We start from the raw sequence: 11,304 nt of genomic DNA, 5'->3' as shown, positions 1-11,304 counted from the left end.
GCGCGATCCTATTAAGGATGGATCTAGCCAAGTTGATCGACCACACTCTGCTTCGCGCCGATGCGACGGAAGCAGAGATTGCCCTGTTGTGTGAGGAAGCTGCGGAGTACAAGTTTTTCAGTGTCTGTGTCAACCCTTATTGGGTCGCCTATGCGGTCAACGCCCTCGAAGGAAGCAATGTCAAGGTTTGCACGGTAGCCGGATTTCCCTTGGGCGCAACGCCTGCCGCCGTCAAGCGTTGGGAAGCACAGCGGAGCGTAAACGATGGCGCGGCAGAAGTCGACATGGTGTTGAATGTGGGCGCGTTGAAGAGTGGCTTGATTTCAGATGTGGAGGTCGATGTCGCGACAACGGCGGAAATGGTCCATCTTGCCGGAGGACGGCTCAAAGTCATTCTGGAAACTTGCCTGTTAAACGATGTCGAAAAGGAACTCGCGTGCCGGATCTGCATGACGGCAGGAGCGGATTTTGTCAAGACATCGACAGGATTCTCAAAGGGCGGTGCGACGGTCGAAGATATTCGCCTCATGCGCCGCATCGTTGGAGATAAGCTAGGCGTGAAAGCGAGTGGCGGCGTGCGAAGCTATGACGATGCGGTGAAAATGGTGGAGGCCGGAGCGACACGGATCGGAGCAAGTGCCAGTATTGCCATCGTAAAGGGAGCAAGCGCCTCTGGCGGTGGGTATTAATGGCGAAGCAGAAAGAACGAACAGTTCAATTTGAAGAGCGGGCAGAGCTGCTGGACTTTCTTCTGGAAGTCGCAGAGACCACTTCTGCCACACTCGATCTCGATCAGGTCTTGGACCACGTTGGCGATGTGATCCACCGCGTGATCGGCTTTGATGTCTTCGCCATTCTTCTCTATAGCGACCGTGCGAAGCAATTGAAGGTTCGCTATTCGATCGGCCATCGCGACGAACTGGTCAGAACGCTCACAGTCAAGCCTGGCGAAGGGCTCGTGGGTGCGGCAGCCGAAAGCCGCCAACCGGTGAATGTCGGAGATGTGCGCGCGGACAGTCGTTACTTGAATGCACTGGATGCGATTCGCAGCGAGGTCGCTGTCCCGATGTTGGCGCGTGGCCGTCTGGTGGGCGTCATCGATTTGGAGAGCACACGGCTCAACGCCTATGGCAAGCGCGAAGAAGCGCTGCTGAGTCTGATCGCCAGCCGGGTGGCCTCCGCGGTGGACAATGCCCGGCTCTACAGGCGTGTCGAGCAAAACCACAAAACGCTGAAGCTGCTTACCCAACTGACCAAGGAATTCTCTTCGATTCTCGACCTCGATATTCTGCTGCAGAAGATTGCGAGCGGCGTACGAACTCTGATCCATTACGACGGCTTCAGCGTCATGCTGGTGGATGAAGCCGAACAGGTGCTGAAGAATCGTTTCAGCCTCCGCTTCGATCAACGCAAGAGCGCAGACATTCCATTGAGCATGGGAGTGACAGGAGCCGCCGTGCGGGCGCGTCATACCATTCGCGTCGCCGATGTTGCGGAAGACGAGCGCTACATTGAAACCTCAGCCGGCATCCGCAGTGAAGTTGCGGTCCCGCTGATCGTGAACGATCGCGTCATTGGAGTAATGGACGTGGAAAGCGACCGGGTGAACTTCTTTACGGAAGAGCATTCGCGCACGCTCGGGCTGCTCGCGCCCCAGGTGGCCGCCAGCATCGAGAATGCCCGGCTGTATGAAGAAGTCGCCTCACGCCAGTTGCGGATGGAACAGGATTTGATCGCCGCCCGGCGCGTGCAAAGCCTGCTGTTGCCACAGGAAGATCCGGGGATCCACGGACTCGAGATCGGAATGGGCATGCGTCCGGCCCGCGAGGTCACCGGTGACATCTATGATGTGTTCGAGATTGAAGAGAAGGTCGCACTCATCGCGTTTGGCGATTCGAGCGGCAAAGGCGCGGCTGCGGCCCTGTACGGCGCCATGGTTTCCGGCTTTCTGCGCAGCATGGCCTACCGCCGGCTCTCCCCGGCCAAGATGATGAAGGTGTTGAACGACCGGCTCTGCGAACGCCGCGTCGAAGGGCAGTATGTCACTTTGATGCTGGTGCGCTGGGACGCCGATGAAAAGAAACTGACCTTCGCAAGCGCGGGAGGCGGCCTCCCCTTGCTCATGCGGGATGGCAAAGTCACCAGGCTTCATCTCGAAGGAGTGCCGCTCGGCCTGCTCGAGAATCGGGAATATGATGAAACCGTCAGCATCGTCAAGACCGGCGATCTGGTGGGATTGTTCAGCGATGGATTTGAAGACCAGGCCAATGCCGAGGGTGTGCCATTTGGACAAAACGGTTTGAAGCAATCGTTCCAACGTTACAAGCAAGTGGCTCCAGGCTTGATCTTTGAAAAGGTGCTCAGCGACCTGGATGAGTACCGAAGCGCAGTGAGCATTCACGATGACCAGAGTGCACTGATTCTGAAAGTGAAATAGGCGATGAATTACGAATTTCGACAGGGACGCTTGTGCGTCGAAGATGTACATTTGACCTCTGTAGCCGAGCGATGCGGGACGCCGACCTACGTATACAGCGCGGGAATGATTCGCGAACGCTACCGGGAATATGCCGATGCCTTAGCAGGCTTGGACAGCCGCGTTTGCTACGCCGTCAAGGCAAACTCAAACCTTGCCATATTGAACTTACTCGTGCGCGAAGGGGCCGGCTTTGACATTGTGAGCGGCGGCGAACTCTTCCGCGTGCTGCGTGCCGGAGGCGATGCCTCAAAGGTGGTCTTCAGCGGCGTGGGCAAGACTGCCGCCGAAATCCGCTACGCCCTCGAACAGGGTGTTGCCAGCTTCAATTGCGAAAGCATTGCCGAGATCGACGTGCTCGATCAGGTGGCTGGCGAGATGAAGAAGAAAGCCCAGGTGGCCCTGCGCGTCAACCCGGATGTGAATCCGGTCACTCACGAGTACATCTCCACCGGCCTGCGCGAAAACAAGTTCGGCATCGACATGAGTGTCGTCGAAAAAGCCTACGAATATGCGGCCACCTTGCAGCATGTTGCGATGACCGGCGTCAGTTGCCACATTGGCTCCCAGATGCTCGACTCCGCACCGATGGTGGAAGCCGTCCAGCGGCTGGTGGCATTGGCCAAGCGCCTGCAAGCCGCGGGGCTCCCCATTGCGCACCTCGATTTGGGCGGCGGGCTCGGCGTCAAGTACGAAGCCAATGAGCGCACCCCCTCAATTGGGTTGGCCCTGGCTGCTCTCCGCAAAGTTGTGGAAGGAACAGGACTCGCCATCACCGTCGAACCGGGCCGCTCGATTGTGGCGGAATCCGGCGTGCTACTCACACGCGTGCTGTATCGCAAAAACAACGGAGGCAAGGAATTCACCATTGTCGATGCCGGCATGAATGACTTGATCCGCCCCTCGCTGTACAAGGCATTTCACGAGATTGTGCCGGTGGTGCAGAAGGATTCGCGAGAGATCCTGACCGACATCGTGGGTCCGGTTTGTGAAAGTGGGGATTGGCTCGCCAAACAGCGCAGATTGCCACTTATGGAGAGCGGCGATCTGCTGGCTGTGAAAACGGCGGGCGCTTACGGATTCGGAATGTCTTCGAACTACAATTCGCGCGGCCGTGCCGCCGAGGTGTTAATCGACGGCAGCCGCTTCGAAGTGATTCGCGAACGCGAAAACTGGGACGACTTAGTGCGAGGCGAACGCATCCCGTAGCACTTTCAGACTCTTGGGAACGGCAGTGAGCGGATCCTCATTGCCTTCCATCTCCAGGCTCACCCACCCACTGAATTTCGCATCGGCCAGGATCTTGGCAATGCGCTTGTAGTCGAGATCGAGGGTGTACCAGACGCCCCCGCCATAATAGGTTTTCGCCTGCACAATGGTGGCATGCGGAGCTAGGGTGCTGATGCCGTCATAAGGCTTCTCAGGGAAGTTTCCGGTGTCGAGATTGATCCCGAGCCAGGGTGAATTTACAGCCTTCCACAGATCCAGAAGAACCGCGACATTCGTCGTCAGGCCCCAATGATTTTCAAGAGCCATCCGCACTCCGGCAGACTTTGCATGCGGGATGATTTCATTGATCGAATCGACACACCAGCGTTTGGCGTCGTCCAGCTTATATCCGGCAAGTGGCGGCTCGTCCCCCTTCACCTTCATCAAATCGTCAAAGCTCTTGATCGTCTTCCAACGGCCCGAGTTCAGACGGATCGCGGGAATCCCCAGTTGCGCCGCGAGATCGATGCAATGCTTCGTATGATCGATATTCTTCTTACGCTCAGCAGCATCGGGTGAGACAAAGTCCTGATGGATGCTCAGCATCGGCAGAGAAAGCCCACGTTCAAAGGCCATCTGCTTCAGCTTGTTTAAATACTCCTTATCCTCCGACGCGAATTGCCGATGGAGAAGTTCGACACCATCAAAGCCCATGGCGTGGGCCTGTTCGATCACCTTTTCGAGCGGGTACTTTGTGCCCCGAAGATGCCAGAACGAATAGGTAGATACGGCGATCTGCTGGCGCGGTTGCGCACGCAGGAGGGGTGCAATTGTGGCAGCAAGAGCTGTTCGTCGTGTGAGAGGCATATTATGCTGAGTTTAGATCATGTCCACCAGAAGAGAATTCCTTGAAGTGAGCGCACTCGGAGGCGCAACCGCAAGCCTGGCGCAGGCGCAGAAGATATCCGCGAATGACAAGATCCGTGTCGGTTGTATCGGCATGGGGAATATGGGCCTTGGAGACGTCAAGACCGCTTCCACCGTGGATGGCGTCGAGTTCGTCGCGGTCGCCGATGTCTATGAAGGTAGGCTCACTAACGCGAAGGAGATGTTCGGCAAGCAGATCTTCACCACGCGCGACTACCGGGAGTTACTCGCACGTCCGGACATCGACGCCGTCATCATTGCCACTCCCGATCACTGGCACGCCACGCAGGCTGTCGCCGCGCTCGAAGCCGGCAAGCATGTCTACTGTCAAAAGCCGATGGTCAAGAACCCCGAAGACGGTCACAAGATCATTGCGGCCGAGAAGAAGTCGGGTAAGGTCTTCCAGGTGGGCAGCCAGCGCGTCAGCTCGATTCTCTACGCTCGCCTGCGGGAAGTGATCAAGGAAGGAAAGATCGGCGAGATCCGCATGATCGAAGCCTTCTACGATCGCAACAGCGCGCTCGGCGCCTGGCAGTATGTGATCCCCTACGACGCCTCGCCCAGCACGGTCAGCTGGGATAGCTTCATCGGCTCCGCGCCGAAGCGTCCCTTTGAACCCATCCGCTTGTTCCGCTGGAGAAACTACCAGGATTACGGCACCGGCATCGCGGGTGACTTGTTCGTCCACCTGTTTAGCGGCATCCACTATGTGATGGATTCCAACGGCCCCGAGCGCGTCTTTGCAAGCGGCGGCACTTACTATTGGAACGATGGCCGCGACGTACCCGATCTGATGATCGGTCTCTACGACTACCCCAAGACAGCCACTCACGGCGCTCATCAAATCACCCTGCGTGTGAACTTTGAAGCGGGCACCGGCGGTGGGCAGAGCTTCCGCTTTGTCGGCACCGAAGGCTACATCACGCTCGACGTCGGCAATGGCTTCACGGTCCACTCCACCCCGCGCGAGGCACGCCCCGGCTACGATCTGCAGCCCTTCCCTGCTGCCGTCAAAAAGCAGTTCCTGGACGAGTACAAGAAACAGTATCCCGACCAGAAGCCCAGCGCCGACAGCATGCGCCCCGCCACCTCCTATAGCTATAAGCTTCCGGCTGGCTATGCAGAACAGTTCGCGCATCACGCGAACTTCTACGACGCCATCCGCAACAAGCGGGCCGTCATTGAAGACGCTACCTTCGGCCTGCGCGCTGCCGCACCGGCCCTGTTGAGCAACACCAGCTACTTCGAGAAGCGGCTCGTGCAATGGGACCCGACGGCGATGAAGATCAAGGCCTAGCCAAGTTCCTCGCAAACGAAAAGGGCGAATCTGCACACAAAGCAGATTCGCCCTTTTTCATTCCCAGCTGAGCTCGTCTCCGGCAACCAGCGCCAGGTCGAGCAGCGAGTTCCGGTCGCCGTCCACCTCGACGGAAAGCAATTGCTTCGCCCACAAGCGGCGCAGTTGCATCGTCGGCAGTTCCTTCTTCCTTTGTTGCAGCACCGTCCGCACCGTCGTCCCCCAGGGTACATAGGTCGGCGTGCCATCGATCCTGGCCAGCAACTCGACAGACGCCGTCACTTCCCCCTCAAAGAGAACGCAGGCCACCTTCGCACGGGCCAGACTTGAACACGGCGCACCTGGATCTTGCTTCAGTTGTTTCTCGACGTCGCTGAGCTGTGCGACGCTGGACGCGCCAATGACAATCGCCGAGCGCTGGATTCCCGCCCGGACATAATGCGTCAGCAGGAAGAGCCGGTAGACCGGCCGCGCCCCGGCCTCACGCGCAAAGTAGAGGTCCTGCCAGCCCCGACGCAGCGATTGCCGCAACAGATCAGAACTGTACTCCACACCCAAGCGGCGAAAGTCCCCGTCCTCGCCCCTTTCGTACTGCACTGTGCTAATCCCAATGAAGCCATCCGCTGGCGACTTCCGTAGTGCCGCAGGAATACGGAAATGGGCTCGTTGGAGACTCACGCGCATGCCCGATCGCAGGTCCAGCCCGCCGCCGCCCATGCGATAGCCGTATGCGCCATAGAGGCTTTGGCCGGGGCGCATCGGAAGGCTTTCTCGAATGATCTGCTGCAATTGCAGCGCGGAGTGCGTAGACAGGCATCTTCGATGTTCCAGCGTCTCCAAGCTCGGCAGCACTTCATCGAGACTCGCATCCGCCTGCTTCCACCACGAGTCCACCGGAGACATGCGCAGGAGAGCCCGATCATCCAGAATCTGCAGTTGGAACAGATCATTGCTCACCTGGCAAGCCGCCGTGCGAGATGGGCTCAGCTTCTGTTTCGGCAAAGAGATGGAGAGTTCTTGGGTATGGAAGGAAGTGGCCGCCGGCGGAGGAAGCAACAAGCTCGCGCCGTCTTTCTCAACAATCCGAAACGCAGTGTCCGGCACGGAGAGCGTCAAAGAAGGACGCGCCCGGTGACACCCACTCAGCCCCACTATCGCAAGGCAAAAGAATATTCGAACAACAAAGGACATCGGTTCTTCCTGACAAGGAATAAAAAGGGCGAATCCGCAGCGCTGACGAATTCGCCCCATCTTTTCAATGCAACATCGCCCTACCGGGACAGCGTAAAGTTCACTTCGATCACGGTGGCCACTTCAATTGGATTTCCATTCAAGAGTGTCGGCGTGTAGCGCCATTGCTTCACACTGTCGATCGCGGTGTCGCGAAGCCGCACGTCGACAAACTCGTTGATCGGCTTCAGGCTGACAATGCTGCCATCCACCCCGATCACCGCATTCAAAAGCACGGTGCCTTGCACCCGCTCTGTACGGCAATCCGCCGGGTACAGCGGACGCACTTGGCTCACCAGTTTCGTCGCCTGGATATTGCCACCGACGCGAATCTGCTTCGGCTCGCTAGCCGGCCCGGGCACCGCAGACACCTGCACGGACTCGCGAATTCCGCCCACATTCAACGTGATCCGAATCGGGGCTTCGCCCGGCTTGCCCAGCAACAAGCCAGCCTGCTCCAGGGGACCAAATCCCGGGCTCTCCACGCGGAGCGTATAAACCCCCTCGGGCAGTGCTGGAAAATGGAAGTCGCCTGAGGCATGCGTGCGTGTGATCTCGCGCCGGTCATTGCTGCCCGCTGGGAACACAAGCGTCACCCGTGCGTCCGCAATGGGCGCGCCGCTCGGGTCCACTACCATCCCATTGGTTCCTCCCATCGTTTGTGCAACGAGATTCCAGCCAGCAATCGGCGCCAGGAGCGCGAGACTGAGCGCCGCCGTCGTCAGTAGCGTTCCTCGCGTCAGCGGTTTGTGAGAAGTGAGTGGATTGAGCAGTGCCGTCAGGCGGCGCTCGAGAGTCGATGTCGTTGCCATGGATAAACCTCCTTCAAGTTGAGGACCCGCTCGCAGATTGCGAGCGATCGAGACCAGGTGTTTCGCGTAGTCGGTGGCCCGGACTCCCGAAAGCAGCACGCCGTCATCACAAGACTGTTCACATTCCTTGTCATGCTGACGGGCGGCAAACCAAACGAGGGGATTCGGCCAATAGGCGGCGCAGGCGATTTGCGCGAGGAACTTCCAGAAGAGATCGCGGCGCAGCACGTGCATCCGCTCATGAGCGAGCACAGCCTCGAGACGCTCCGGCTCCCAATCGACAGCGTCGAGAGGGAGCAGAATTTTGGGCGCAGACAGCCCCACCACCATCGGAACTGCGATGGAGGACGAAAGAAAGGCATCCTCCTGCCACACCGTGGCCGTGCGCGCCAGACGCCAGCCCCGGAACTGCGATCCCGCCATGCGAGCGAGCAGGAGCAGCACGCCGCCCATCCAGAGCCCGCGAAGCACCGTGGCGGCATCGATGGCACTCGGGCCAAGCCGACTCCCATCCGCGGTCACAACAATCCGTGTGGCGGCACTCTGTGCAATTGGCACAGGCACGCGAAAACTCTGCACAGGCCAAAACGGCAATACCAGCAGAAAGGCCAGCGCCAGGGTCCAGATATAGTGGCGCAAGGCGGCATTGGAGCGGCGCAGCAGCCAGGTGACGCTGGCCGCGATCGCAAGCAGCAACGCCGATTGCAGACCGAGTGTCAGTGTGGAAGAGGGAATCATCGGCCCTCCTTCCTTGCTTCTTCGATCAGATCCGCCAGACGATCGAGATCGGCAAGAGGCAGCGTTGCCGACTTCGGGTCAAGCAAGGCCGCCGCCGCATCCGTCGCGGATCCGCCAAAGAAGGTATCCACCAGATGGCGCAATGCGGAACTACGGGCGCGTTCGGGGTTGACAGTCGGGAAGAAGACATAGCGGAGCTGCTCCATCTCATGACGGATGTGCCCCTTGTCTTCGAGAGTACGCAGATGGGCCCGCACCGCCGAATAGCTGGGCGCATCGGGGAGAGCCGCCTCAATGTCGGCCGCGCTGGCCCGACCCAGACGGTGGAGGATGTCCATGATCTGCCGCTCGCGGCGGCTGAGTGTTTCGTTCATACCATCCTGCTAGAAAACCAGCACATGCTGGAAATCTAGCAGGATCGAATTCCGAATGCAAGGGGTTTATTTAGGAGGCGCTTCTTTGGCCTCAAAGTAGCTTTGACGAGACTCGAGGATCGCCTTGCGCGCTTCCTTCGGACCGCCCCAGCCTTCCATCACCGTCCGCTTGCCTTCCAGTTCCTTATAAATGGTGAAGAAGTGCTCGATCTCGCGCCGTGTGTGAGGGAACACCTGATCGATGGTGTGGATTTGCTCGAAACGGGGATTCCGCGTCGGCACCGCCAGGATCTTCTGATCACGCTCCGAGCTATCGATCATGTTCAGAATTCCGACGGGCCGGACCAGCATCATGCAACCCGTGATGCTCGGCTCCGAGACGAGCACGAGAATATCGAGCGGATCGTGATCCTCCGCCAAAGTGCCGGGGATGAATCCGTAATCTCCGGGGTAATGAACGGACGCGTAAAGCGACCTATCCAGGCGGAAAAGCCCAAACTCGCCGTCATATTCGTATTTATTGGCGGAGTGCATGGGGATTTCCACAATCATCCGCACGATCTCGGGCGACTCCGGGCCAGGATCGATGTCGTACAAGGACAGTCCGTGCATAGCCCTATTAATGTAGCAAATCGCAGGGACTACTCCAGGTCCTTAGCTTTCCTCCTAAGGCAAAGAAAAGACGAATAGATGCGCGTCCGCAAGAGAGCAATTAATTTGCCAAAGGGTCTTGTTTTGCCCGGCGAATCGAATTACTATCAGGGAGTGGCGGGAAGTGGCCAGAAGTGGACCAGATTCCCAAATTCCACCTCGGATTTGATACTTGGCAGACCAACTCCAACCCGGAGACGCGGTAGCCCCACTGGGCTATCACGCGTGTTCCGTGGATGCGAAGGGTCGGCTAAAAGTTCCATCAGGCTACCTGAAGTATATGGTGGGTCTTGGGACACAGTTCTTTCTCACTTCGAGTGATGAACTCGATATTCAGATTTATACCCGAGACGCTTTCTTGAAGCAATGCGAATTCCTCGAAGAAATGGGCTTGAACCCGGATCTGGCTGAGGACGCTGAAAATACGTTGTTTCGCATGAAGGATCTCGGAGACGATGTTTCCCCTGACAGTGACGGCCGACTGACCCTCCCCCCAGTCCTTCGGCAACGGCTTGGAATTACCGAGCTGCCCGCTTCCTGTCAGATGGGTAAAGACCGCGACCATTTGGTCGTCATGACAGCGACGCGTTATGAAGCGATGCGTGAAAAGGGCCGTGCGAACGCGGCCGAAGCCGCAAAGCGAATGCGACTCGCTGGTATGCGGTAAAGGATTAAGGATTATGGCTCACTTCCCGGTGATGTCCGCGGAGGTGCTCAGTTATCTGGCGATCCGTAGCGAGAGTCGGATAGCTGATATGACCGCCGGTCTTGGGGGGCATTCCAAACAAATAGCTGCCCTCCTCGATTCTGGCGTTCTGGTAATGAATGACCGGGATGGAGAGAGCCTCGCCGAGGCGGTGGAAAATACGCGCGAATTCGCTGCGAAGATCCGCCCGACCCAGGGAGTGTTCTCCACCTTTCCCGAAAGGTTTCGAGAGATGGGCATTGGTCAGTTGGATGGACTACTCGTTGACCTCGGGGTGAGCATGAAACAGCTCACGGAACCTGAGCGCGGTTTTTCGTTCCGGCACGATGGCCCCTTGGATATGAGGATGTCTCGCGACTCCGAACAAGATCTTACTGCGGCGGACGTAGTCAACACGTTCTCTGAAAAAGAAATCGCCGACATTTTGTACGAGTACGGCGAGGAATGGAGGTCGCGGGCAATTGCCAGAGCAGTAGTCCGGGCGCGGCCGATTCATACGACTCGGCAGCTTGCCCAGCTTGCCGGTCAGGGGGCCGCGTCCCGGGATACAAAAGTATCTCCGGCAACTAAGACTTTTATGGCTTTGCGGTTGTATGTCAACCGTGAAATGGATGAGTTGAAAGCGTTACTGGAGGCTCTACCCGGACTGATGGCAGTCGGAAGTCGAGTTGTAGCGTTGAGTTTCATGAGTACGGAAGATCGGATTCTGAAACAGAAATTTCAAGAGTTTCAACGTGCGGGGTTAGCCAAGATCCTGACCAAGCATGTTGTGAAACCAAGTGATGAAGAATTAAGGCGAAACCCAGCTTCGAGAAGTGCGAAGTTAAGGGCGATTGAATGGCAGGCGGCAACTTAGGAGGACGATATGTCGGCATTAGCTCACG

The 11,304-nt window shown here is 57.9% G+C and carries 11 protein-coding genes; 6 read left to right on the top strand and 5 right to left on the bottom strand.

Annotation, left to right across the window (positions count from 1 at the left end; all coding sequences use genetic code 11):
* The first annotated feature begins 17 nt into the window (after positions 1-17).
* From deoC to lysA, 3 genes are read left to right on the top strand one after another with little or no spacing between them, the layout of a single operon-like run.
* Positions 18-689 carry a deoxyribose-phosphate aldolase gene (gene deoC, locus M017_RS0113840; protein ID WP_031498641.1) on the top strand — a complete coding sequence of 224 codons (672 nt, stop codon included), beginning with the start codon at positions 18-20 and terminating at the stop codon, positions 687-689.
* Positions 689-2,437, top strand: coding sequence for a GAF domain-containing protein (locus M017_RS0113835; RefSeq protein ID WP_031498640.1), 1,749 nt, complete (start codon positions 689-691; stop codon positions 2,435-2,437). Before deoC ends, M017_RS0113835 begins: the two co-directional genes overlap by 1 nt.
* Positions 2,438-2,440: 3 nt before the next feature.
* Positions 2,441-3,685, top strand: coding sequence for a diaminopimelate decarboxylase (lysA, locus tag M017_RS0113830; RefSeq protein ID WP_031498638.1), 1,245 nt, complete (start codon positions 2,441-2,443; stop codon positions 3,683-3,685).
* Here the strand turns inward: lysA and M017_RS0113825 are convergent.
* Positions 3,659-4,552, bottom strand: coding sequence for a sugar phosphate isomerase/epimerase family protein (locus M017_RS0113825; protein WP_031498636.1), 894 nt, complete (start codon positions 4,550-4,552; stop codon positions 3,659-3,661). The genes lysA and M017_RS0113825 overlap by 27 nt on opposite strands.
* 19 nt (positions 4,553-4,571) lie before the next feature.
* Here M017_RS0113825 and M017_RS0113820 point away from each other — a divergent pair, with 19 nt between their 5' ends.
* Entirely contained in the window at positions 4,572-5,909 is a 1,338-nt protein-coding gene (locus M017_RS0113820; RefSeq protein WP_031498635.1) for a Gfo/Idh/MocA family protein, read from the top strand.
* 57 nt (positions 5,910-5,966) lie between these two features.
* Here M017_RS0113820 and M017_RS0113815 read toward each other — a convergent pair whose 3' ends face one another.
* The 4 genes from M017_RS0113815 to M017_RS0113800 form a co-directional block, all read right to left on the bottom strand.
* A complete protein-coding gene (locus tag M017_RS0113815) occupies positions 5,967-7,025 on the bottom strand; it encodes a hypothetical protein (protein WP_031498634.1) in 1,059 nt (352 codons plus the stop codon).
* A 155-nt stretch (positions 7,026-7,180) separates the two neighbouring features.
* The gene (locus M017_RS27720; RefSeq protein WP_051670061.1) at positions 7,181-8,689 is read right to left on the bottom strand and encodes a M56 family metallopeptidase; all 1,509 of its coding nucleotides are present in this window, start codon (positions 8,687-8,689) and stop codon (positions 7,181-7,183) included.
* Complete coding sequence (locus M017_RS0113805; RefSeq protein WP_031498632.1) at positions 8,686-9,063, bottom strand: BlaI/MecI/CopY family transcriptional regulator; 378 nt, start codon at positions 9,061-9,063, stop codon at positions 8,686-8,688. The genes M017_RS27720 and M017_RS0113805 overlap by 4 nt, the downstream gene beginning before the upstream one ends.
* Positions 9,064-9,129: 66 nt before the next feature.
* Positions 9,130-9,675, bottom strand: coding sequence for an inorganic diphosphatase (locus tag M017_RS0113800; RefSeq protein ID WP_031498631.1), 546 nt, complete (start codon positions 9,673-9,675; stop codon positions 9,130-9,132).
* Between the two features lie 271 nt (positions 9,676-9,946).
* On the opposite strand from M017_RS0113800, the gene M017_RS0113795 reads away from it, so the two are divergent.
* Both M017_RS0113795 and rsmH read left to right on the top strand, forming a co-directional pair.
* Positions 9,947-10,381: a division/cell wall cluster transcriptional repressor MraZ gene (locus M017_RS0113795; protein WP_155121407.1), complete on the top strand. Its 435-nt coding sequence runs from the start codon at positions 9,947-9,949 to the stop codon at positions 10,379-10,381.
* Positions 10,382-10,394: 13 nt separating this feature from the next.
* The gene (gene rsmH / locus M017_RS0113790) at positions 10,395-11,276 is read left to right on the top strand and encodes a 16S rRNA (cytosine(1402)-N(4))-methyltransferase RsmH (RefSeq protein WP_031498629.1); all 882 of its coding nucleotides are present in this window, start codon (positions 10,395-10,397) and stop codon (positions 11,274-11,276) included.
* Positions 11,277-11,304 lie beyond the last annotated feature (28 nt).

Origin of the sequence: Bryobacter aggregatus MPL3 (genome assembly GCF_000702445.1) — a bacterium.
Classification (GTDB): domain Bacteria; phylum Acidobacteriota; class Terriglobia; order Bryobacterales; family Bryobacteraceae; genus Bryobacter; species Bryobacter aggregatus.
This window is presented reverse-complemented; position numbering and strand designations above follow the sequence as displayed.